The 21,867-nt window shown below is 64.9% G+C and carries 21 protein-coding genes; 14 read left to right on the top strand and 7 right to left on the bottom strand.

What is annotated here, in order from left to right; translation table 11 throughout:
* Nucleotides 1-5: 5 nt before the first annotated feature.
* The gene (locus GO591_RS11680; RefSeq protein WP_157156974.1) at nucleotides 6-566 is read right to left on the bottom strand and encodes a carboxymuconolactone decarboxylase family protein; all 561 of its coding nucleotides are present in this window, start codon (nucleotides 564-566) and stop codon (nucleotides 6-8) included.
* A 101-nt stretch (nucleotides 567-667) separates the two neighbouring features.
* Between GO591_RS11680 and GO591_RS11675 the strand changes: the two genes are divergently transcribed.
* Together GO591_RS11675 and GO591_RS11670 are read left to right on the top strand one after the other, a co-directional pair.
* Entirely contained in the window at nucleotides 668-1,279 is a 612-nt protein-coding gene (locus GO591_RS11675) for an ABATE domain-containing protein (RefSeq protein ID WP_198295467.1), read from the top strand.
* 135 nt (nucleotides 1,280-1,414) lie between these two features.
* Complete coding sequence (locus tag GO591_RS11670) at nucleotides 1,415-1,762, top strand: DUF488 domain-containing protein (protein WP_157156972.1); 348 nt, start codon at nucleotides 1,415-1,417, stop codon at nucleotides 1,760-1,762.
* On the opposite strand, the gene GO591_RS11665 is transcribed toward GO591_RS11670, so the two are convergent.
* The gene (locus tag GO591_RS11665) at nucleotides 1,736-2,620 is read right to left on the bottom strand and encodes a DUF4349 domain-containing protein (protein ID WP_157156971.1); all 885 of its coding nucleotides are present in this window, start codon (nucleotides 2,618-2,620) and stop codon (nucleotides 1,736-1,738) included. The two genes, GO591_RS11670 and GO591_RS11665, sit on opposite strands and share 27 nt — an antisense overlap.
* Before the next feature lie 115 nt (nucleotides 2,621-2,735).
* Between GO591_RS11665 and GO591_RS11660 the strand changes: the two genes are divergently transcribed.
* Nucleotides 2,736-3,521 (top strand): alpha/beta fold hydrolase, encoded by a 786-nt coding sequence (locus GO591_RS11660; RefSeq protein ID WP_157156970.1) that lies wholly within the window; start codon nucleotides 2,736-2,738, stop codon nucleotides 3,519-3,521.
* Between the two features lie 143 nt (nucleotides 3,522-3,664).
* Nucleotides 3,665-4,951, top strand: coding sequence for an MFS transporter (locus GO591_RS11655; protein ID WP_157156969.1), 1,287 nt, complete (start codon nucleotides 3,665-3,667; stop codon nucleotides 4,949-4,951).
* A 168-nt stretch (nucleotides 4,952-5,119) separates the two neighbouring features.
* On the opposite strand, the gene GO591_RS11650 is transcribed toward GO591_RS11655, so the two are convergent.
* The gene (locus GO591_RS11650) at nucleotides 5,120-5,338 is read right to left on the bottom strand and encodes a hypothetical protein (protein ID WP_157156968.1); all 219 of its coding nucleotides are present in this window, start codon (nucleotides 5,336-5,338) and stop codon (nucleotides 5,120-5,122) included.
* Between the two features lie 169 nt (nucleotides 5,339-5,507).
* Entirely contained in the window at nucleotides 5,508-6,716 is a 1,209-nt protein-coding gene (locus GO591_RS11645) for an MFS transporter (protein WP_157156967.1), read from the bottom strand.
* A 351-nt stretch (nucleotides 6,717-7,067) separates the two neighbouring features.
* Between GO591_RS11645 and nrdH the strand changes: the two genes are divergently transcribed.
* From nrdH to nrdF, 4 genes are all read left to right on the top strand, one after another.
* Nucleotides 7,068-7,301 carry a glutaredoxin-like protein NrdH gene (gene nrdH / locus GO591_RS11640; RefSeq protein ID WP_157156966.1) on the top strand — a complete coding sequence of 78 codons (234 nt, stop codon included), beginning with the start codon at nucleotides 7,068-7,070 and terminating at the stop codon, nucleotides 7,299-7,301.
* Between the two features lie 25 nt (nucleotides 7,302-7,326).
* Entirely contained in the window at nucleotides 7,327-7,743 is a 417-nt protein-coding gene (gene nrdI / locus GO591_RS11635) for a class Ib ribonucleoside-diphosphate reductase assembly flavoprotein NrdI (protein ID WP_157156965.1), read from the top strand.
* Nucleotides 7,713-9,872, top strand: a complete 2,160-nt coding sequence (nrdE, locus tag GO591_RS11630) for a class 1b ribonucleoside-diphosphate reductase subunit alpha (protein ID WP_255446908.1) — start codon at nucleotides 7,713-7,715, stop codon at nucleotides 9,870-9,872. Before nrdI ends, nrdE begins: the two co-directional genes overlap by 31 nt.
* A gap of 72 nt (nucleotides 9,873-9,944) precedes the next feature.
* A complete protein-coding gene (nrdF, locus tag GO591_RS11625) occupies nucleotides 9,945-10,964 on the top strand; it encodes a class 1b ribonucleoside-diphosphate reductase subunit beta (protein WP_157156964.1) in 1,020 nt (339 codons plus the stop codon).
* Here the strand turns inward: nrdF and GO591_RS11620 are convergent.
* Entirely contained in the window at nucleotides 10,961-11,896 is a 936-nt protein-coding gene (locus tag GO591_RS11620) for a LysR family transcriptional regulator (protein ID WP_157156963.1), read from the bottom strand. The two genes, nrdF and GO591_RS11620, sit on opposite strands and share 4 nt — an antisense overlap.
* Nucleotides 11,897-11,972: 76 nt before the next feature.
* Here GO591_RS11620 and GO591_RS11615 point away from each other — a divergent pair, with 76 nt between their 5' ends.
* The 4 genes from GO591_RS11615 to GO591_RS11600 all read left to right on the top strand — a co-directional run bounded on the left by GO591_RS11615 (nucleotide 11,973) and on the right by GO591_RS11600 (nucleotide 17,063).
* Nucleotides 11,973-13,703, top strand: a complete 1,731-nt coding sequence (locus GO591_RS11615) for an L-aspartate oxidase (RefSeq protein WP_157156962.1) — start codon at nucleotides 11,973-11,975, stop codon at nucleotides 13,701-13,703.
* A gap of 225 nt (nucleotides 13,704-13,928) precedes the next feature.
* Nucleotides 13,929-15,026, top strand: coding sequence for a zinc-binding dehydrogenase (locus tag GO591_RS11610; RefSeq protein WP_157156961.1), 1,098 nt, complete (start codon nucleotides 13,929-13,931; stop codon nucleotides 15,024-15,026).
* Nucleotides 15,027-15,245: 219 nt separating this feature from the next.
* Nucleotides 15,246-15,962 carry a DUF4386 domain-containing protein gene (locus GO591_RS11605; RefSeq protein WP_232466163.1) on the top strand — a complete coding sequence of 239 codons (717 nt, stop codon included), beginning with the start codon at nucleotides 15,246-15,248 and terminating at the stop codon, nucleotides 15,960-15,962.
* Between the two features lie 21 nt (nucleotides 15,963-15,983).
* Nucleotides 15,984-17,063 carry a DNA polymerase IV gene (locus GO591_RS11600; RefSeq protein WP_473964362.1) on the top strand — a complete coding sequence of 360 codons (1,080 nt, stop codon included), beginning with the start codon at nucleotides 15,984-15,986 and terminating at the stop codon, nucleotides 17,061-17,063.
* 44 nt (nucleotides 17,064-17,107) lie between these two features.
* Here the strand turns inward: GO591_RS11600 and GO591_RS11595 are convergent, their stop codons facing one another.
* Nucleotides 17,108-17,743, bottom strand: coding sequence for a potassium channel family protein (locus GO591_RS11595; RefSeq protein WP_157156960.1), 636 nt, complete (start codon nucleotides 17,741-17,743; stop codon nucleotides 17,108-17,110).
* A 122-nt stretch (nucleotides 17,744-17,865) separates the two neighbouring features.
* On the opposite strand from GO591_RS11595, the gene GO591_RS11590 reads away from it, so the two are divergent.
* A complete protein-coding gene (locus GO591_RS11590) occupies nucleotides 17,866-19,710 on the top strand; it encodes a glycoside hydrolase family 15 protein (protein WP_157156959.1) in 1,845 nt (614 codons plus the stop codon).
* 6 nt (nucleotides 19,711-19,716) lie between these two features.
* Here GO591_RS11590 and GO591_RS11585 read toward each other — a convergent pair whose 3' ends face one another.
* Nucleotides 19,717-21,117, bottom strand: coding sequence for an MFS transporter (locus GO591_RS11585; RefSeq protein WP_157156958.1), 1,401 nt, complete (start codon nucleotides 21,115-21,117; stop codon nucleotides 19,717-19,719).
* A gap of 191 nt (nucleotides 21,118-21,308) precedes the next feature.
* Between GO591_RS11585 and GO591_RS11580 the strand changes: the two genes are divergently transcribed.
* On the top strand, nucleotides 21,309-21,755 hold the full coding sequence (locus tag GO591_RS11580) for a DUF7144 family membrane protein (RefSeq protein WP_198295466.1): 447 nt from the start codon (nucleotides 21,309-21,311) through the stop codon (nucleotides 21,753-21,755).
* Nucleotides 21,756-21,867: the final 112 nt, after the last annotated feature.

Raw genomic sequence — 21,867 nt, 5'->3', positions numbered from 1 at the left:
GCAGATTACGCCGCGGCATCCTCGGTGAACTCACCCGGGGTGACGACCGGGAACTCGATATCGGTCGCCATTGCCTTGTTGAAGAAGTTGGTCAGGGTGTTGAGCCCAACCGCACCGACGACCTCGGCCAGCTCGGCGTCGGACAGTCCCGCAGCCCGTGCGGCGGCGACATCCGCCTCGGACACCTCGCCGCGTCCCGCGTTCACGGCGCGGGCGAACGTCAAGGCACCCTGGATCTTCGGGTCACTCGACTCACCGCGGCGGGCGGCATTGATGTCGGCGGTGCTCAGGCCGGCGCCCGGCGCGGTCTGGGTGTGCGCGGACAGGCAGTACGAGCACTCGTTCTGCTCGCCGATGGCGAGCGCCAGGCTCTCACGCGTGGCGGCCGACAGCACGCCACCGCTCAGCGCGGCGTTCAGGCCGAGGTATCCCTTGAGCACGGCGGGAGCGGTCGCCATCGCCTGTGCCATGTTCGGCACCATGCCCATCCCCTTCTGCACGGCTTCGAGCATGGGAGCGGCGGAGCCGGTAGCGGCGGCGGGGTCAACGGTGGCGATGCGAGTCATGGATCCTCCAAGTAGTTCTAACGGTTAGGTCATATTTGAACCGTGAGATCAACCAGACCACACTTTTCTATCGGTTGCAAGCCGGTGTTACCATGAGAACCATGACCGAGTACGTGGGTGGTGCGCCGATCCGCGGCGAAGCCCTCGCGCTGGACTTGATGAACACGTGGTTCGCCGTCCGCGGGAAAGAGCGGGACGGCATCCGCTCGGCTGCTGATCTCGACGCCTGGATCGCACAGCTTGAACCGCGGCTGATTGCGAAGGGCGCATCGGATGCCGCGGCCGTCGCCGCAACGGACGCCGACGTCGACCGGTTCAAGGCGCTGCGCGCCGCCGCTCGGGGCGTGGCGCGTGCCGCCGTTGACGGGGTTGCAGCGAATCCCTCGCACATTGCAGCGATCAACGCGGCGTCCCAGGCAGCACCCCGGTGGGCTGCTTTCACGCCAGGCGTCGGGGTTGACGGCAGCTGGCTGCGATCGGAACAGTTCGGCTCCGGGGGGCTGGAGCAGGTGTTCGCGGCGCTCGCCACCGACGCCATCGACCTGATCACTGGCGACCAACGCGCCCGGTTGCGTGCCTGCCAGGCGCCAGGGTGTCCGCTGTTCTACCTCAAAGATCACCCGCGTCGCGAATGGTGCTCTCCCGCTTGCGGCGCGCGAGTGCGTGCCGCCCGCGCCTATCGCAAGCGCATGGCGGCGCTCTCCGCTGGCTGAGTAGCTGCTCTTGCCGCTGGTCGAGCGCGCCGAGATCTCGACAAGCTCGATCAGTGGGGAGCCGAGATCTCGTGCTCCTCAACCACCGGACGGGGCGCCCTCGATTCGCGCTGGCGGTACTGGCAGGATGAGGCCATGGCGGTGCGGCTGAAACGCGTGTACGACGACGCCGATGAGGCGGACGGTTTCCGGGTGTTGGTCGACCGGCTCTGGCCCCGCGGAGTCACCAAGGAGCGGGCATCCGTCGACCTCTGGCTGAAGGATGTCGCGCCGAGTCCCGAGCTGCGCAAAGACTGGCATCACCATCCCGAGCAGTGGGACGACTTCGCCGCCCGCTACCGCGCCGAGCTCGAGGACAACCCCGCGGTCGCCGAGCTTGAGCGGCTCACGCGCGAGCACCCGACGCTGACCCTGCTCTACGGCGCGAAAGACCCGGTGGTCAACCACGCGCGGGTGCTACTCGACGTTCTCCACGGGCGTTGATGCCACCGTGCGCCGCCGGGTCGTCCGCACGATGAAGATCACCAGCAGGGCGAGCACACCGAGCACGACCAGCCACGGCAGCAGCACTCCGGCCAGCACCAGCAGTCCGCCGAAGAAGCCGACGAGCGCTTCCCAGCCGGCGATCAGACCCGAGAGGAACGTGTCCGGCTGCTCGGGCACGGCCTCCTGCTCGGAGACCAGGTTCAGGGTGATGGTCGCGAGCGCGACCTGGTCGGAGTAGTACCGGCGCTGCGACTGCAGGCTCTCCAGTTCCGCCTGCCGGCTGGACAGCGCCTGCTCGACCTCGATCAGGGTGCTGGTGTCGGTCGCGGTGGCCATCAGCGCCAGCAGCCGGTCGACGGATGCCTGGAGCGCAGTGATCCGGGCATCGAGGTCCTGGGTGACGACGGTCACGTCCTCGCTCGAGATCGAGGTCTCCCGCGGATCGCCGAGCGCCTCGATGTCCTCGAGCACCGCCGTCAGCCGGTCGGCGGGGATCCGCATCAGGAGAGTGGCGCTGCCGCGGTTCTGCTCGGTGGCGGCTCGTTCGGTGCGGCTGTCGATGCGCCCGTCGGCGGCCTCGACGATGTCGGTGGCTTCGTCCGCGGCATCCGTCGGCTCGTCGACGACCACCGTCATCTGGCCGGTCATGATGATCTCGCGATCGCGCGCGGACTGGTCGACGGTGGACCCGTCGCTGTCCCGCACTGGACCGTCGGGAGCGGGCACGCCCGGCGCGAATTCCTCGGATGTCACCCCGCCCGAGTCTGAACCGCTGCCGTTCATCGGGCTGGCAACGCAGCCGCTCAGACTCAGTGCTCCGATCAGCACGGCCGCCGCAACCAGTACTCGCCTCATTCCACCAAGGTAGGGCGCGGATAACGCTGAGCACTACCCAACGATTGTCACGATTCGAGCGTCAGGGCGCGGACGGTCGTCGGCCGCCGATACCGGACTGCCATAATCGGGGACCGTGGGTTGGTTCGACAGGCTCAGCAGGCCGAAGGCTCCGCTGCTGCACATCGCTCGCGACGAGGGCCATGGTCCCGTCGTGATCCTCGTGCACGGTATCGCGTCTTCCTCGGTCACTTTCGAGTACCTGGTTCCGATGCTCGCGGAGCGGCGCCGGGTGATCTCGATCGACGTGCTCGGTTTCGGGGAATCGCCGTCGCCCGCCGGCGCGAACTACACCATGGAGGAGCACTTCCAGGCGCTGGATCGCACGATCCGCTCACTGAAGCTGAAGCATCCGTTCGTCCTCGTCGGACACTCGCTCGGCAGCCTGATCGCCGCCCGCTATGCCGCCGTGCGCAAGAAGAACCTCACCAAACTGGTGCTCGTCGCGCCGCCGATCTACGTGCCGCCGACCGCGGTGTCCGACCCGCGGGACCGGGCAGCGATGGGCCTCTATATGAAGATGTACGAGTACCTGCGCGAAAACAAGGACTTCACCATCCGTACCGCTGCCCAACTCGGTCGGCTGTCTCCCATCAAGAACGTGCTGGACGTGTCCGAGCGCAACTGGGTGGCGTTCGTGAACACGCTGGAGAACGCCATCGAGTCGCAGACCAGCATCAGCGATATCGCGGCCGCGCAGGTGCCGGTCCAGATCGTGTACGGCACCCTCGATCCGTTCCTGACGCCAGGTGGCCTGCGCATCGTCGAGCAGATGCGGCACGTGACCACGCACAAGGTCGAGGCGAACGACCATGTCATCCGGCGGCGGCTCGCACGAGTGGTGAACGCGGCGGTCGGCTGAGCCCGCCGTGCGCGGTCTGTTGGCACCGACGTCTGTGCCTGCTTGGTACGTGAGTGTCTGCTCGAACTGGCACAGACGTACCAACGAGGCACAGAAGCCGGATGTCCGCCTTCCCGGAACGGACTCACCTTTTGACTAGGCTGATGCAAGTGCAACGGAGCAAGAAAGACGGACTCGGCCGGGCGTTCGGCAACATCTTCACGGCCAACCTGTCGTCGAGTCTCGGCGACGGGATCTACCGGATCGCCGCACCTCTTCTTGCCGTGCGACTTACCGACGACCCGCTGCTGATCTCGGGCGTCGCCGCGCTCGCGTTGTTGCCATGGCTGTTCTTCGCCATCCCGGCTGGCATCCTCATCGACCGGATCGACCGCCGGCACGCCCTCGCGATCGCGAGTGGAGTGCGTACCCTGCTCGCTGCTGGCCTGGTCGTCCTGGCCGCCACCGGGACGCTCACCATCTGGTGGCTGTACCTCGTCATCTTCATCTACGGCGTCTTCGAGACCGTGTACGACGGCGCGATTCGCGCGGTCGTCCCGTCGGTCGTGCCGAAGGCGAACCTGCATCGGGCGAACTCCCGCATCGAGGCAGGCGAGCTCGTCGTGCAGAACTTCATTGCGGCGCCGTTCACCTCGGTGCTGTTCGCGGTGTCGGTGCTCATCCCGCTCGGCGTGAACGCCGTGGTGTTCGGTGTTGCCCTGGTTCTCGCGCTGTTCCTGCCCGCTGCCGCCGCCGGTGCGCACCGCACCAATCCGGACGACGCGCCGCGAGTGCCCTGGTACCGGCAGTTCGTGGACGGCTACCGCTTCATCATGGCCAACCGGATGCTGCGGACCCTGTGGTTCCTCAGCACGTTCATCGGCATCTGCTTCTCGGCGGGCGTCTCAATCTGGGTGCTGTTCGTGCTCGAGCGCCTCGGCATCACCGAGGCCTGGTTCGGGGTGTTCATGCTGGCCGGCGCGGTTGGCGGCATCCTCGGCAGCATGGTGGTCGGTCCGCTCAAGGAGCGGTTCGGCACCGGGATGACGATGGCCATCGTGAACGTCGGCTGCGGTGTGACCATCCTGCTCGCCGGCCTCTGGCCCGATGTCTGGGTCGCCGGTGTGATGCTGGCGCTGTCGTCGGCCACGGTCACGATCTGGAACGTGCTGATGATGTCGCTGCGGCAGAGTGTGATCCCGAGCCGGCTGCTCGGCCGGGTGCACGGCACCTGGCGGACCCTGCTCTGGGGGACCATGCCGCTCGGCTCGCTGATCGGTGGCTTACTCGGCCGGATCGACCTCACCATGCCGCTGATCGTCGGCGGCGGCTGCGCCACCCTCGCCGCGTTGCTGTACTTCCGCTTCGTCGCCCGGCTGCCCAACCCCGAGGATGTCGACAACGGCGACGCGGCTCCGACCCCCGCCGGACTTCCCGTGCGCGAGGAGTAGCGGCGGCACCCGCGACCAGTGGCGGCGAAACCTCTAGCTCGGCTGCACCGGCACCGGCACCCGTTCGGTGTCGGGCATCGCGTTGGCGCACCCCACACTTTCGTGGAGCCTCCCGAACACCGCGGAGTTTCGTAAACAGCGCGGCTGTTTGAACCACCGCATGGTTGATCAAACACCGCGCTGTTTTGAGGGCAGACGGGTGACGTTGAAACCACGGCTTTGCGCCATGAATCGCCGCGCGGTTCCGGATGCTGCCACTTTTGACAGCGCGCGCGGCTGGAAGTTGCAGCATCCGTTGCGCGCTTCCGGATGCGCGGCCAAATGTTGCTTACGCGCCTGAACGTTCACCCGCGTCGGCAACTTCGAGCAGCGCACGATGTGAGGCACGCCAGACCCTGTCACTTTGAGCCGCGTGCGCGGAGAGCAATACGGCGGGGTGGACGCTTGAGAACAATGCGGGATTTCATTGACAATGCAGCGTTACGTAGCACCGCGTGGTGTGAGAAACCCCGCGCGGTTCGCTGGGGGCGGTGCGCCGGGATGCCGCGATCGAGTCCTAGCTCGGCTGCACCGGCACGGGTTCGGTGTCGGGCATCGGGCTGGCGTCCCGGCCGCGGAGATCCGGATGCCACGGCTTGCCGAGCAGCGCGGCCAGGAACGTCAGCCCGGCGAGCACTCCTGCGGCGATGAACCCACCGCTCGCACCGCCGGAATCGATCGCGAAGCCGGCAATCGCCGAGCCCAAGGCTGCGCCGATCAGCTGGCCGGTACCGACCCAGCCGTACGCCTCGGCGGTGTCGCTGAACTTTACGCTGGCCGAGACGATCCCGAACATCACCGCGAGCGCCGGGGCGAGGCCGATGCCCGAGATGAGCAGGGCGAACGACAGCCACCAGAAGTCGAGGAAGAAGCCGGCGATCGCGATGCCGACGAAGACGATGAAGGTGCGTCGGGCCAGCGCCCACGGGCCGACCGGAATGTGTCCGAAGGCCAGACCACCGGCGAGTGAGCCGACCGCCCAGATCGCCAGGATGATGCCGGCCTCCGGGCCGCCATGGCCGTAGACCGCGACGACGCTTGCCTCGACGGCGGCCGTTGCGCCGACCATGAAGAAGCCGACGATCGTGGCGAGAAGCACGGGCTTGCGGGTGAGCACCTTGCCCAGCGCGCGCTTGCTGCGCGGGATGCGGACCCGTCCGACTTCGGGGGAGGAGAGGAACCACGCCCCGCCGGCGACCAGGAACACCGCCGCGGTCAGGATGGCGAGGACCGTGGAGACCTGCACCGCGATGAACGTGGTGACGACCGGGCCGATCACCCAGATGATCTCCTGCGCCGAGGCATCCAGCGAGAACAACGGCGTCAGCTGCCTGGAGTTGACCAGCTTCGGGTAGATGGTGCGCACTGCCGGCTGGATCGGCGGGTTGCTCAGGCCGCAGATGAGACCCACCAGCATGTACAGCCCGAGCGACATTTCGACCAGCGCGATGGTGAGCATCGAGGTCAGGCTGATCAGTAGCGTGAGCGTGATCACCGGACGCATTCCCCACCGGCCCATCCACCGGCTGGTGAGCGGGCCGGCCACGGCCTGCCCGACGCTGGTGGCGGCGAGCACCAACCCGGCGGCACCGTACGAGCCGAGAACCTGCTCGATATGAAGCAGGAACGCGAGCGAGAGCATCCCGCTGGGAAAACGGGCGAGCAGCTGGGCAGAAATAATGCGCGCCACGCCAGGCGTCCGCAAGATGCTCATGTAACTGCTCACAAGGTCACCAGTCTATGGTTCCGCGGAGCGTGGGTCGGCGGCGCAGGCAGCCACAGGGACGCTTCCGATGTCCCGGATCGCGACACGCCGGAGAGCTTCGGATGTCCCGGATCGCGACACGCCGGGCGATGTTGAATCCTGCGTTAAATGTCAGTGGTGGTTGTGAGTATTTCGGGGGAGAAACCTGCGGAAAACGGCCGGAATCTGTTCACAACCATGTGGACAACCTGTGAATAATGACACGCCTGTAATTACTTCATCTAGTGCCGGATTAAATGTCAGCCACTAGATGTAGTATCGAATCAACGCAGACCACAGAATCACAGGTCGCAGTTTTGGGGAGGATTTGGGATGGCAATCACCGTTTACACCAAGCCGTCGTGCGTACAGTGCACGGCCACGTACCGCGCGCTTGACAGCAAGGGAATCGAGTACGAAGTGCTCGATGTTTCGACCGACGAGCAGGCGCTCGAAGCGGTCAAGTCGCTTGGCTACATGCAGGCTCCCGTTGTCATCACCGACGACGACCACTGGTCGGGATTCCGTCCCGACAAGATCAACGAGCTCGCCACGCGCCTGTCCTGATCGAGGGAGCCCGAGCGAGGCAATGATGAGCCAGCTGGTCTATTTCTCCAGCGTCTCCGGCAACACCGATCGTTTCGTCAAGAGCCTGGGCCGGAAGGCAACCCGCCTTCCGCTGAAGACTGGCGACGACACGATCCGGGTCACCGAACCCTACGTTCTTGTTCTCCCCACCTACGGTGGCGGAAACGGCAAGGGTGCGGTGCCCAAGCAAGTGATCAAGTTTCTCAACGACGAGAAGAACAGGTCACTGGTGCGCGGCGTGATCGCCGCGGGTAACACCAACTTCGGCACCGCGTATTGCCTTGCCGGCGACATTGTCGCCGCCAAGTGCAAGGTGCCGTTGCTATACCGTTTCGAACTTTTCGGCACACCGGATGACACCCGGGCAGTCACTTCAGGATTGGAAGAATTTTGGAATCAGCAGTCGCAGACCTCCCGGTAATCGCGCAGGCGAAGCTCGATGGGCTGGACTATCACGCCCTCAACGCGATGCTCAATCTCTATGACGCTGACGGCAAGATCCAGTTCGACATGGACCGCGAGGCGGCCAAGCAGTACTTCCTGCAGCATGTCAACCAGAACACGGTGTTCTTCCACTCCCTCAAGGAGAAGCTCGACTACCTCGTCGAGAACGACTACTACGAGAAGGCCGTCCTCGACCAGTACTCCTTCGAGTTCATCGAGCAGCTCGACGCTCTGGCGTACTCGAAGAAGTTCCGCTTCCAGACCTTCCTCGGCGCGTTCAAGTACTACACCTCGTACACGCTGAAGACCTTCGATGGAAAGCGTTACCTCGAGCGCTTCGAAGACCGCGTCGTGATGACCGCTCTCGGTCTCGCCGCTGGCGACGAGAAGCTCGCCACCAACCTGGTCGAGGAGATCATCGCCGGTCGCTTCCAGCCGGCGACGCCGACCTTCCTGAACTCGGGCAAGGCGCAGCGTGGCGAACTGGTCAGCTGCTTCCTGCTGCGTATCGAAGACAACATGGAGTCGATCTCGCGCGGCATCAACTCGTCGCTGCAGCTGTCGAAGCGCGGCGGTGGCGTTGCCCTGTCGCTGTCGAACATCCGCGAGTCGGGTGCACCGATCAAGCAGATCGAGAACCAGTCATCCGGAATCATCCCGGTCATGAAGCTGCTCGAAGACAGCTTCAGCTACGCCAACCAGCTCGGCGCGCGTCAGGGTGCCGGTGCGGTCTACCTGCAGGCGCACCACCCCGACATCATGCGCTTCCTCGACACCAAGCGTGAGAACGCCGACGAGAAGATCCGCATCAAGACCCTGTCGCTGGGCGTGGTCATCCCCGACATCACCTTCGAGCTCGCGAAGAAGGACGAGGACATGTACCTGTTCTCGCCGTATGACGTCGAGCGTGTGTACGGAGTGCCGTTCGGTGACATCTCGATCACCGAGAAGTACCACGAGATGGTCGATGACGCGCGCATCAAGAAGACCAAGATCAAGGCGCGTCAGTTCTTCCAGACCCTCGCCGAGATCCAGTTCGAGTCGGGCTACCCGTACATCATGTTCGAGGACACGGTGAACAAGGAGAACCCGATCCAGGGCCGGATCAACATGTCCAACCTGTGCTCGGAGATCCTGCAGGTCAACACCCCGACCACGTACAACACCGACCTGTCGTACGACCAGATCGGCAAGGACATCTCCTGCAACCTCGGCTCGATGAACATCGCGCTGTCGATGGACTCGCCGGACTTCGCGCAGACGGTCGAGACGGCGATCCGCGGTCTTACCTCGGTGTCCGACCAGAGCTACATCGAATCGGTGCGTTCGATCGCGGATGGCAACGACAAGTCGCACGCGATCGGCCTCGGCCAGATGAACCTGCACGGCTACCTGGCGCGCGAGCGGATCTACTACGGCTCCGAAGAGGGCATCGACTTCACCAACATGTACTTCTACGCGGTCGTGTACAACGCGATCAAGGCGTCGAACAAGATCTCGATCGAGCGCGGCAAGACCTTCGAGGGCTTCGAGAACTCGAAGTACGCGTCGGGTGAGTTCTTCGACAAGTACACCGAGCAGGTCTGGGAGCCGGCCACCGAGCGCGTTCGCGAACTGTTTGCGAACTCGACCGTGCAGCTGCCCACTCAGCAGGACTGGCTCGAGCTGAAGGCATCCGTCCAGAAGCACGGCATCTACAACCAGAACCTGCAGGCGGTGCCGCCGACCGGCTCGATCTCGTACATCAACCACTCGACCTCGTCGATCCACCCGATCGCGTCGAAGATCGAGATCCGCAAGGAAGGCAAGATCGGCCGCGTCTACTACCCGGCGCCGTTCATGACGAACGACAACCTGGACTACTACCAGGACGCGTACGAGATCGGCTACGAGAAGATCATCGACACCTACGCGGCGGCCACCCAGCACGTCGACCAGGGCTTGTCTCTGACGCTGTTCTTCAAGGACACCGCCACCACCCGTGACATCAACCGTGCGCAGATCTACGCGTGGCGCAAGGGCATCAAGACGATCTACTACATCCGCCTGCGGCAGATGGCGCTCGAGGGCACCGAGGTCGACGGCTGCGTCAGCTGCATGCTCTAACGATTCGCTGATTGAGGAGCGAGCGCCAGCGAGCGTCTCGAAACCAAACCCCGCAACCACAAGGACTTCGAAATGACTCTCACCGACAAGGTCAACTCGGCCGCGAACGACCCTGCCCACCAGGGCAAGGTCAAGCTGGTCAGCCACGTCAACGCCATCAACTGGAACCGAATCCAGGACGACAAGGACCTCGAGGTCTGGAACCGTCTGGTGAACAACTTCTGGCTGCCTGAGAAGGTGCCGCTGTCGAACGACGTGCAGTCGTGGGAGACGCTGACGCCCGAAGAGCAGACGATGACCATGCGCGTGTTCACCGGTCTTACCCTGCTTGACACGATCCAGGGCACCGTCGGTGCGATCAGCCTGATTCCGGATGCGATCACGCCGCACGAGGAAGCCGTTTACACGAACATCGCGTTCATGGAGTCGGTGCATGCGAAGAGCTACTCGTCGATCTTCTCGACGCTCAGTTCGACGCCGCAGATCGACGACGCCTTCCGCTGGTCGACTGAGAACGAGAATCTGCAGAAGAAGGCGCAGATCATCATGGATTACTACCGTGGTGATGACCCGCTGAAGCGGAAGGTCGCCTCGACGCTGCTCGAGTCGTTCCTTTTCTACTCGGGCTTCTACCTGCCGATGTACTGGTCCTCGCGCGCCAAGCTCACCAACACCGCTGACCTGATCCGCCTGATCATCCGCGATGAGGCCGTGCATGGGTACTACATCGGTTACAAGTACCAGCGTGCGCTGGAGACGGTCTCCGAAGAAAAGCGTGAGGAGATGAAGGACTACACCTTCAGCCTGCTCTACGAACTGTATGAGAACGAGGTGCAGTACACGCAGGACCTCTACGACGGCGTCGGCCTGACCGAGGACGTCAAGAAGTTCCTGCACTACAACGCCAACAAGGCGCTGATGAACCTCGGCTACGAGCCGATGTTCCCGAAGACGGTGACCGACGTGAACCCGGCGATCCTCGCCTCGCTCTCGCCGAACGCCGACGAGAACCACGACTTCTTCTCGGGCTCGGGTTCCTCGTACGTGATCGGCAAGGCCGAGAACACCGAAGACGAGGACTGGGACTTCTAGCCCTCCTCCTCAGCGCGGCGCATGGTCGCCCCCGCCCTGGCCGCGAACGCGGTCGCGGTGGTGGCGATCGTGCGCTGCATGACCTCGACCGCGATGGTCGACGTGGCGCCGGCGGGACGGGCGAGGCTGATCGTCCGGGTGAGCGGCGGCCGCGCAAGGCGCACCGACCGCAATCCCGGGCGGTCGATGAGCACCATCGCGGGGACGATCGCGACCCCGAGGCCGCGTTCCACGAACCGCAGCACAGCATCCATCTCCGCTCCCTCGAGCACCACGTCGGGCGTGAGCCCCGCCGCGTTGAACGCGGCATCGGTCGTGCTGCGGAGGTCGTAGGTCGAGCTGAACACGATTTGTGGCAGGGCTGCGACATCCTCGAATCCGATGGTGTCGCGCGTGGTCACCGGGGGCGCGCTGGCTGACGAAATCACCACGAGCTCCTCGACGAGCAGCGGAGTCACCGTGAATTGCTCGGCGGATGTCGCATCCGACGTGGTGATCAGGGCAAGGTCCAGCTCGCCGCCGGCGAGTTCGTCGAGCAGCCGCCGCGATCCCTGCTCCGAGAGGTGCAGCTCGATGGCGGGATGCGCCGCATGGAACGCGCTGAGCACCTCGGCCACCAGACTGATGCACAGGGTGGGCGTGGCACCCAGCCGCACCCTGCCGCGCTTCAGGCCAGCGAGCTCGGCCAACTCGCGGCGGACGGACTCGGCGTCGGCGAGCATCCGCCTGGCCAAGGGCAGCAGTGATTCGCCTGCGACGGTGAGCGAGCTGCCACCACGCGCGCGATGGAACAGCTCGGCGCCGAGGTCCTGCTCGAGTGAGGAGATCTGGCGGCTCAGGGACGGCTGCGCGAGGTGCAGCTGCTCGGCGGCGCGGGTGAAGTTCCCCAGCCGAGCCACCTCCACAAAGCTACGCAGTTGCTCGAGGTTCACATCGATACTGTATCCGCATCGTGGCGACCAGCATTATGCATTGGAGTAATCCAAAGCGAGTGCCTAGCGTTGAGATATGAGCGCTCCAGAACGCCAGATCTCTACGTCAGTCCTCGTGATCGGCACCGGTGGGTCGGGCCTCCGTGCCGCGATCGAACTCTCCGAAGCGGGAGTCGACGTAGTCGCGGTCGGCAAACGTCCCAAGAACGACGCGCACACCTCCCTCGCGGCCGGCGGCATCAACGCCGCGCTGGGCACGATGGACGCCGATGACAGCTGGCAGCAGCACGCCGCCGACACGATCAAGGAGAGCTACTACCTCGCCAACCCGCACACGGTTCAGATCGTCACCGAGGGTGCCCGCCGAGGCATCGAGGACCTCGAGCGTTACGGGATGCCGTTCGCACGCGAGGACGACGGCCGGATCTCGCTGCGCTTCTTCGGTGCCCACAAGTACCGCCGCACGGCATTCGCGGGCGACTACACAGGACTCGAGATCCAGCGCACGCTCGTGAATCGGGCGACCCAACTCGACATCCCGATCCTCGACAGCGTTTACATCACGCGCATCCTCGTGAACGACAACGTCGTCTTCGGCGCCTACGGCTTCGACCTGAATGACGGCACCCGGTACCTCATCCATGCCGATGCGGTGATCCTCGCCGCCGGCGGCCACAACCGGATCTGGCGGCGCACCTCCTCACGTCGCGACGAGAACACCGGTGACTCGTTCCGCCTGGCCGTCGAGGCCGGAGCCCGACTGCGGGATCCCGAGCTCGTGCAGTTCCATCCCTCGGGCATCATCGAACCCGAGAACGCGGCCGGCACGCTGATCAGTGAGGCGGCACGCGGCGAGGGCGGCATCTTGCGCAACGGCCTGGGCGAGCGCTTCATGCACAACTACGACCCCGAGCGCCTGGAGCTCTCCACCCGCGACCGGGTGGCGCTGGCCTGCTACACCGAAATCAGGGAGGGCCGCGGCACCCCCAACGGCGGTGTGTGGCTCGACGTCTCCCACTTGCCGCGCGAGACGATCATGACCCGCCTGCCCCGCGTCTACCAGACCATGCTCGAGCTGCAGATGCTCGACATCACGAAGCAGCCGATCGAGATCGCGCCCACCGCGCACTACTCGATGGGCGGCGTGTGGGTCCGGTCCGAGGACCACAGCACCGAGGTCGACGGACTGTACGCGATCGGCGAGGCGTCCAGCGGCCTGCATGGCGCCAACCGTCTGGGCGGCAACTCGCTCATCGAGCTGCTTGTCTTCGGTCGCATCGTCGGACAGGCGGCCGCCGCCTACTCGACTGCGCTGCCAGCCCAGGTGCGCTCCGCCGAGGCCGTCGCCGAAGCGCGCGGTGAGATCGAAGCCCTGCTGGCGGCATCCGGCGAAGAGAATGTGCGAGCCCTTCAGCGGGCCATCCGTGACACCATGACCGAGTTCGCCGGCGTCGTGCGCGACGAGGAGGGCCTCACTCAGGGCCTCGCCGAGCTCGACAAGATCGAGGCTCGCATGTCCGACATCGGGGTGCACCCGGATGTCGCGGGCTACCAGGATCTGGCTCACGCGTTCGATCTGAAGTCGGCTGCGCTCGCGGCTCGAGCCACCCTTGAGGCGGCTCGCGAGCGGCGGGAGACCCGTGGAGCCCACAACCGCAGCGATTATCCGGAGATCGACCCCGAGCTGCAGGTGAACCTCGTCTGGTCGCCCGAGACCGGTGTCGTGCGTGAGCAGATTCCGCCGATCCCGGCGGAGATCGCCGACCTGATCCAGGAGGTGTCAGTGGTCGGCAAGCTCGTCGAGTAGTCAAACGACAGCCAGCGACGACGACAGCTGTTTGGTTCTCCGCCTTGTAGGGGCCGCTCTAGTCAGGGTGGTGTCGACGAACGGCTTGGAGGAACGTTCCGGCTGCGCACAGCGGTCTCTGATGCATGCTTGCGTATGCTTTATCTAGTTCGGTTATCCAACACCTGTTGGATAAATCAAAAGCAGCTTCCCTTCCGACGACGAAGGGTGGAAAGGAATGCGACTGTGAAGGCTTCAGTTACCAACGGGACCGGTATGGGGTTCGTTCTCGAGGACATCGACATCGACGAACCGATCGGAGCGGAGGTGCTGATCCAGGTCAAAGCCAGCGGCCTGTGCCGTTCGGACCTCTCCATCCAGGAGCACGCGTTCGGAGGCCTCTACCCGCTGCCTGCTCTTCTGGGGCACGAACCCGCCGGCGAGGTTATCGCCACGGGCCCTGACGTCACCGACTTTCAAGTTGGGGACCACGTTGTTGGATCCCTAATCCAGTCCTGTGGGTCCTGCGTGCACTGCCTGACCGAGCGCTCCTACATCTGCCAGAACCCGGCGGCCACCACGCGCCGCGAAGGGCAGCGCCCGCGCCTCTCCCGGGGCGGCGAGCCGCTGTTCCAGGGATTCGCGCTCGGCGGGTTCGCCCAGCAGATGCTTGTGCACCAGAACCAGCTGGTCAAACTCCCCAAGGACATGCCGTGGGCTCAAGCTGCCCTCCTCGGTTGCGGCGTGATCACCGGTGCCGGGGCAGTCCTCAACCGTGCGAACGTCCGTCAGGGCGAGTCTGTTGTCGTCGTCGGCACTGGCGGCGTCGGACTGAACGGTGTCAGTGGGGCAGTGGTCGCCGGCGCGAACCCGATCATCGCGGTGGATGTCGAAGACTCCAAGCTCGAGGTCGCCAAGTCGTTCGGCGCAACCCACGTCATCAACTCCCGGAACACCAACGCCGTCGAAGCGGTCCAGGAGATCACGGGTGGTGGCGCTCAGCACGTCTTCGACTACGTCGGGCACTCCGCTGTCCTGCAGGACTCGCTGGCTATGGTCGGAAGCGGTGGCGGCCTGTACCTGATTGGGGCGTCCCCGGACGGCGCCGTGACGTTGCCGGTCGTCGAGGCGGAGAACTTCTCCAAGTCGATTTCGGGTGTGAACATGGGCGCGTCGACGATCAAGCGTGACATCCCCATGTACTCCCGTCTCTACATGGACGGACGTTTCAAGCTTGACGAGCTGGTTTCCGTGCAGATCCCGCTCAGCGAGGTCCAGCAGGGGTACGAGCTACTCAAGGACAGCTCCGTCATCCGCGTCGTGATCACCGACTTCGAGAACTGACACCCGCTCGCCCACCAGGATGCCCAGCCAGCTGCATTCAGCAGGCTGGGCATCCTATTCGCAAGACAGTTGGGCGGATGCTACGGCATCCGCCCACTTCGTCTTGTGAAGGATCACCACCTCAATCACCTCATGTGGTGATGTGCGCTCATCACGTCTGCTCCTACCTTCCGATTAGTCCCGAGCACGTTCGGGAAACAATCCACGAAGGAGAGCGCCATGAGTACGACGACGAAACCACTGACAACGAGTCGTGGACGGATGGATCCGCTACGAAAGACCGCGATTGTCGCGGGCGTGCTCTACCTGATCACGTTCGTATCCATCCCGACCCTGGCCCTCTATGAGCAAGTGCGGAACGACCCGACCTTCATTGCAGGAGCGGGACCCGATACCCCGATCATCCTCGGTGGCATTCTGGAGGTCATCGTTGCTCTCGCCTGCATCGGTACCGGCGTCGCGCTGTACCGGGTGGTCAAGCGGCAGAACGAAGGGCTCGCGCTGGGTCTCGTCGGCGTCCGAGTCCTGGAGGCCGCCGCGATCTTCGCGGGCGTTGTCAGCCTGATGGCGATTGTGACTGTACGGCAGGCGGGCTGGGGCGAAGAAGCGCTGGTCACCGGACAGGCGCTGCTGGCTCTGCACACCTGGACGACGCTGCTCGGACAGGGTTTCCTGCCGGCGGTGAACGCCCTGCTCCTGGGAACCCTGATGTACAAATCCCGGTTGGTGCCTCGAGTGCTCCCCGTGCTGGGATTCATCGGAGCACCGCTGCTCGTGGCATCCGTCGCCGGTTCATTGTTCGGCCTCTGGACGCCGCTGAACCCGCTAGGAGGAATCGGCGCGGCGTTGCTCGCGGCGTGGGAGTTCTCACTGGGCGTCTGGCTCGTGGTCAAGGGCTTCAAGCCGTCTGCGGTCGCGGCGCTGGGCAATCGCTGAGGCCGGCAGCAAACTGTTCGTGTGAGTAGCCTCCCAACGCCGTGGGTGCTGCACGTTGACCTCGACCAGTTCATCGCGGCCGTCGAAGTGCTGCGACATCCCGAGCTCGCGGGCAAACCGTTGATCATCGGCGGACGCGGCGACCCCACCGAGCGAGCGGTGGTCTCGACAGCGTCGTATGAGGCACGCGAGTTCGGCGTCGGGTCCGGGATGCCGTTGCGGATCGCCGCCCGCAAGGCTCCGGATGCCGTGATCCTGCCCGTCGACGCGGAGACCTACCTTGCGGCATCCGAAGCGGTGATGGCCACACTCCGCGCCCAACCGGGAGCCACCGTGCAGGTGCTCGGCTGGGACGAGGCGTTCGTCGGCATCGAGACCGAGGATCCGGAAGTGTATGCCCGGCAATTGCAGCACGCCGTACTCGACCGGACCCGGTTGCACTGCAGCGTCGGCATCGGGGACACGCTCATCCGGGCGAAAGTTGCCACCGGATTCGGAAAGCCTCGCGGGGTCTTCCGGCTCACGGCCGAGAACTGGTTCCAGGTGATGGGGGACCGGCCGACCATCGACCTGTGGGGAGTGGGCCCAAAGATCTCGCGTCGTCTCGCAGACCGCGGCATCACCACCGTCACCGAACTTGCCTACGCCGAGCCGGACGTCCTGGCGGCCGAGTTCGGCCCGCGAATGGGACCGTGGTTCGCCCAGCTCGGCCGGGGCGACGGTGCCCGGGTCGTCGACGACACCCCATGGGTTGCCCGCGGCCACAGCCGGGAGATTACGTTCCAGCGGGATCTCACCGAGCCGGCGGAGGTCGAGGACGCGGTGCGGGAACTGGTCGCCCGGGTGCTCGAAGACGTGGAGGCCGAGGGCCGCCCGGTCATCGGGCTGACGCTCAAGGTGCGGTACGCGCCATTCGTCACCAAGACCTTCGCGAAGAAGATCCCGCCGGTGTTCGACCGCGAGATCGTGCTGGCCCGCGCCCTGGAACTCGCAAACAAGCGGGAGATCGACCGGCCGATCCGACTGCTCGGGTTGCGCGCCGAGATGCCGATGCCCGAGGACGCGCGTGAGGGGCACACGCCGACCCGCGGCGGTTGGTAGCCGGGCGAGCGGCCGAAGTCCGCCCGTCGCGCGCTTAGTCTCTGTCATTGGTCCGTCCCGCCGTGCCTGCTGCGCACCCGGTCGATCAACCACGACGAAAGCGTCGCGGCCACGGTGCCGAGCAGTGCCAAGCCACCGAGCATCAGTCCCACCGCCACCCATCGGCCCGAGGCGGTGACCGGGTAGTAGTCGCCGTACCCGACTGAGGCGACCGTGACCGCGACCCACCACGCGGCATCCCCAAAACCGGTGATATTGGCCGTGGGCGCGTTCTGCTCGGCGTCGAGCACCGCCAGCGCTCCCATGAACATCAGCAGGATCGAGGTCGCCACCGCATAGATCGCGAACCGGCTCCGGACGGCACTCCCGACTTCCGGGCGAAGTGATGGAATCAGCCGCAGTAACCGCAGCAGCAGTAGCGGCCGCAGGATCGGCACGAGGACAGCGGCCAGATTCATCAGATGCGTCCGAAACCATTCACCTCGGGGCCGGGCCAGCACGATGCACACGATGTACTCCGCGGCGAAGATCAGCCAGATTATGGCGAGGATCAATCGCGGAATGGCATCGGCGGGAGGCTGCAGATTCGCGATCACGACCCAGGCGTACAGGGCCGTGAAGACCACGGCAGCCGCGACCATGGGCCACTCGATCAGTTGCTGCCAGCGACTGAGCGTCATGGGACGACTTTAAGACGGCCCCCGTCGAGGGTCTGGCCCGCGCGTGCAGGTTCATCCGGTCAGGATGATGACGCCTCGCGAAGGCTCGCCCAACAATCGGGGAGTAGCTGAGGAGGCGCGTCATGAAAGACGGATACCCGCTCATCGAAGACCACGGGCTGATCGGAGACCTCCAGACCTCAGCTCTCGTGTCGACAGATGGGTCGATCGACTGGTTTTGCGCTCCACGATTCGATTCGCCGAGTGTGTTCGGGGCGCTCCTCGATCGGGAGAAGGGCGGGTTCTGCCGCGTCCGGCCGACCGCGGACGCCTTCACCACGAAGCAGCTCTACTTTCCCGATACCGCGGTGCTGGTCACCCGATACCTGACCGAATCCGGCGTCGGCGAGGTGGTTGATTTCATGCCGGTGACGAGTGCGCGGGTGCCCACCGAGCATCACCGGATCGTGCGGATGCTGCGGTGCATCCGAGGCCAAATGTCCTTCGAGATCGACATCGCCCCGCGCTTCGACTACGGACGCGAGCCGCACGAGACGCAGATCACCGAGGGCGGCGCGGTCTTTAGGGGCGCGCGCACCACGATGGCGGTCAGCCTCGTTCGGGAGCCCGAGGACGAACAGCTGGGCCGCGGCGCGGCCGACGAGGCCGGGGACGTGCACGCCGAAGTGACCCTGAACATGGGGGAGATGCGCGGCATGATCCTCGACGTCGGCGGGACCGAGGCGCGACGGACCAGCGTCGGCGAAGTGTGGGGTCTCTTCAACGGCACTGTGAAGTTCTGGACGACCTGGCTCGAGCAGTGCACCTACACCGGTCGCTGGCGGGAGATGGTGAACCGTTCGGCAATCACCCTCAAGCTGATGACCTACGCACCGAGCGGAGGACTGGTCGCCGCCCCCACTGCCGCGTTACCAGAGCAAGTCGGTGGCGAACGCAACTGGGACTACCGCTTCACCTGGGTCCGGGATGCGTCGTTCTCGGTGTACGCCCTGCTCAGACTGGGCTTCATCGAGGAAGCGGTGGCCTTCGGCGCCTGGATGCGTGAACGAGTCATCGACACGCACCCGGACGGCGGAACCCCGCTGAACATCATGTACCGCATCGACGGATCCAGCGATCTCAGCGAGGAGAGCCTGGAGCACTGGGAGGGGTACCGAAAGTCGTTCCCTGTTCGGGTCGGCAACGGCGCCGCCGATCAACTGCAGCTCGACATTTACGGCGAGATGATGGACAGCCTGTACTCCGCTGACGCACGCGGCTTCCAGATGAACTATGTCGGCTGGGTCAAGGTGTGCGCCGTGCTCGATTGGCTCGTCGACAACTGGGACCAGCCCGAGGAGGGCATCTGGGAAACCCGCGGCGGACGGCAGGACTTCACCTACGGCCGGCTGATGTGCTGGGTCGCCTTCGACCGCGGCATCCGCCTCGCCGCCAAGCATGGGCGCCCGGCATCCGCTGACCAATGGATGGCGGCCAGGGACGCGGTCTTCCAGCAGATCATGGAGAAGGGCTGGAACGAGGAGCGTCAGGCCTTCGTGCAGCACTACCAGACGAATGTTCTGGATGCCTCGCTCTTGCGCATGGCGGCGCTCGGGTTCATCAGCCCGACCGATCCAATGTGGCAGTCCACGCTGGAAGCGATGGATGGCGAACTGGTCACCGACAGCCTCGTCTACCGGTACGACCCTGAAGCCTCACCGGACGGTCTGCGCGGTTCCGAGGGCACCTTCTCGCTGTGCACGTTCACCTATGTGGAGGCGTTGGCAGGGGCCGGCCACCTCGATAAGGCGCGGGTCACCTTCGAGAAGATGCTGACCTACGCCAATCATCTGGGGCTGTACTCCGAAGAGATCGCGCTGACCGGTGAGCAGATCGGCAACTTCCCGCAGGCGTTCACCCACCTGGCCCTGATCAACGCGGCCGTCACGCTGGATGAGCGGCTGACCCGCCGGGCGGCGCGCCGCTGACCGAACTCAGGCGGCCGGTTCCTCGACCGGTGCGGGAATCTTGCGCGGGATGAACAGGGCCGCCGCCAGACCGACCAGGCCCACCACCGCGAGCACGATCACCGACAGTGCATAGTTTCGCCCGGGGGTCGACGCGATCCCGGCAACCAGGACGGTGCCGGCGATCGCCGTGCCGAGCGACGACCCGAGGTTGGACACGCTGCGGGAAAGGCCGGAGATCTCCCCCTGCTTGGACTCGGAGAAACTGGATTGCACAACGTTCACCGATGGGGTGAGCATCAGACCCACGCCGAGTCCGGTGAGCAGCAGTCCCGGTGCGAAGGCCCAGCCGGTCTCCGTTCCCGGCACGAGCCAGAGGCCCAGTAGCATCCCGGCGGTGGTCATCACGAAGCCGGCCACAATGAGGGTCTTTTGCGCGAACCGTTTCGACAGCGGTCCGGCCGCCAGCGAAGAGGCCAGCAGGCCGATAGTCGCGGCGGTGAAGATCACCCCGGTTTCGATGGCGTTGTAGCCGCGCACCACCTGTAGGAAGCTCGCGACTACAAACGAGAACCCCAGGAGCATCAGCCACTGCGCGTTCTGGGTGATCAGCCCAAGGTTGGACGTCTTGTTGCGGAACAGGCTCGTCGACAGGAGCGGTTCCTTGCCCGCCCGTTCCTTGGCCCGCACCGACAGGAAGAACCCGACCAGCACGAGTGCGCCGGACGCGACCAGGACAAGCATCAGTACGAGGCTGTTGTCGGTGGCGAGGATTCCCAGCACGATCAGGATGAGACCCCCGGCCGAGAGAACCGCGCCCAGCACGTCGAACTCCCGAGTCGGATCCGGCGGGAGCGGATCCTTGATGTTGCGGCTGAGCAGCACGATCGCCACGATGATGAGCGCCTGGAAGACGAACGCCGCGCGCCAGCTGATCGCTGAGGTGATCAGGCCACCGATCAGCGGACCCGCCGCGGAGCCGATGCCTCCCGCGGCGCTGATCGCTCCGAACGCCTTGGCTCGGGAACCCAGATCGTGGAACAGCATGGTGGTGAGGATGTAGACCGGCGGGATGAGCAGCGCGGTACCGATGCCCTCGAGGATGGAGTTCCCGAGAATGAGAATGGGAAGCCCGGGCGCCACCGCGCTGATCAGCGCGCCGACGCCATAGATCATCAATCCAAGAAGAAACAGCCGCTTGCGGCCGTACTTGTCGGTGAGCTTTCCGCCGGGGATCATCAGCGCGGCCATGACCAGCAGGAAGATCGTGATCGCGACCTGAATGCCCTGCACAGTTGTGTCCAGGTCCTCGCTCATGTCGTTGATCATCACGTTCATGTTCGAGCCGGCGAAGCTGCAGATGAATTGCGCGAGCGCGAGCGGAAGTAGCACACCCCGCGCCTGAGTCTTGGCCGTCTGCTCGGTCATGTTCGCGTCCCATCCGTGCGTGATGTGCTGCTGCCGCTCGCCCCAAAATACGCACGTGCCGGCGGATGAGGATCACCCCGCGAGGATGAGGAAGTCACGAACGGCCCAGAGTAGGCATTTCCTGAGGGAGAGCCGAGTGAACGGTGACACAACGCAGTCGCCAACGGCTCACCGCAACGAGGGAGACCACCATGACAACCGGTTCAGCGGGGCGGACTACCGATACCGGGCGATTCGCCGATCAGGATTACAGCACCGGGGCGGCGGGTACGATTCTTGTCGCCGGGATCATCATGATCATGGCCGGCGCCTTCCAGGTCACCCAGGGCCTCGTGGCATTGCTCAACGATGAGTTCTATGTCAGAGGCGAGGAGTACACGTTCCAGTTCGACCTCACCTCGTGGGGCTGGATCCACTTACTCGGAGGCGTTCTCCTGGTGTTTGCCGGGGCTGCGGTGTTCCGTGGTGCGCTCTGGGCGCGGATCGTGGCTGTGGTGCTCGCGGTGCTCAGCGCGATCGCAAACTTCATGTGGCTGCCGTACTACCCGTTGTGGGCGACCATCATCATCGCCTTCGACGTTCTCATCGTGTGGGCGGTGCTCGCCCACCCCCGCGATCTCACGCGCGGCAGCGCTTGATCGCACATCCCCTGCACGCGCGCGAATCATCCGCCCGGGGTGATGCAGCGCGGGCAGGGGGAATCGACACTTGTCGAGTCTCGCCGAGCCAGGAATTTGTGAGGGTGATGTT

Origin of the sequence: Diaminobutyricimonas sp. LJ205 (genome assembly GCF_009755725.1) — a bacterium.
GTDB lineage: Bacteria > Actinomycetota > Actinomycetes > Actinomycetales > Microbacteriaceae > Ruicaihuangia.
Note: the sequence above shows the minus strand (reverse complement) of the source record. Positions and strands in the feature narration are given on the sequence as shown.

Bases quoted from the DNA above. Each gene is read 5' to 3' on its own strand.
- GO591_RS11680 (WP_157156974.1), bottom strand. From the start codon at position 566: ATGACTCGCATCGCCACCGTTGACCCCGCCGCCGCTACCGGCTCCGCC.
- GO591_RS11675 (WP_198295467.1), top strand. From the start codon at position 668: ATGACCGAGTACGTGGGTGGTGCGCCGATCCGCGGCGAAGCCCTCGCG.
- nrdF (WP_157156964.1), top strand. From the start codon at position 9,945: ATGACTCTCACCGACAAGGTCAACTCGGCCGCGAACGACCCTGCCCAC.
- GO591_RS11605 (WP_232466163.1), top strand. From the start codon at position 15,246: ATGAGTACGACGACGAAACCACTGACAACGAGTCGTGGACGGATGGAT.
- GO591_RS11595 (WP_157156960.1), bottom strand. From the start codon at position 17,743: ATGACGCTCAGTCGCTGGCAGCAACTGATCGAGTGGCCCATGGTCGCG.
- GO591_RS11580 (WP_198295466.1), top strand. From the start codon at position 21,309: ATGACAACCGGTTCAGCGGGGCGGACTACCGATACCGGGCGATTCGCC.
- nrdI (WP_157156965.1), top strand. From the start codon at position 7,327: ATGAGCCAGCTGGTCTATTTCTCCAGCGTCTCCGGCAACACCGATCGT.
- GO591_RS11615 (WP_157156962.1), top strand. From the start codon at position 11,973: ATGAGCGCTCCAGAACGCCAGATCTCTACGTCAGTCCTCGTGATCGGC.
- nrdH (WP_157156966.1), top strand. From the start codon at position 7,068: ATGGCAATCACCGTTTACACCAAGCCGTCGTGCGTACAGTGCACGGCC.
- GO591_RS11585 (WP_157156958.1), bottom strand. From the start codon at position 21,117: ATGACCGAGCAGACGGCCAAGACTCAGGCGCGGGGTGTGCTACTTCCG.
- GO591_RS11670 (WP_157156972.1), top strand. From the start codon at position 1,415: ATGGCGGTGCGGCTGAAACGCGTGTACGACGACGCCGATGAGGCGGAC.
- GO591_RS11590 (WP_157156959.1), top strand. From the start codon at position 17,866: ATGAAAGACGGATACCCGCTCATCGAAGACCACGGGCTGATCGGAGAC.
- GO591_RS11655 (WP_157156969.1), top strand. From the start codon at position 3,665: ATGCAAGTGCAACGGAGCAAGAAAGACGGACTCGGCCGGGCGTTCGGC.
- GO591_RS11665 (WP_157156971.1), bottom strand. From the start codon at position 2,620: ATGAGGCGAGTACTGGTTGCGGCGGCCGTGCTGATCGGAGCACTGAGT.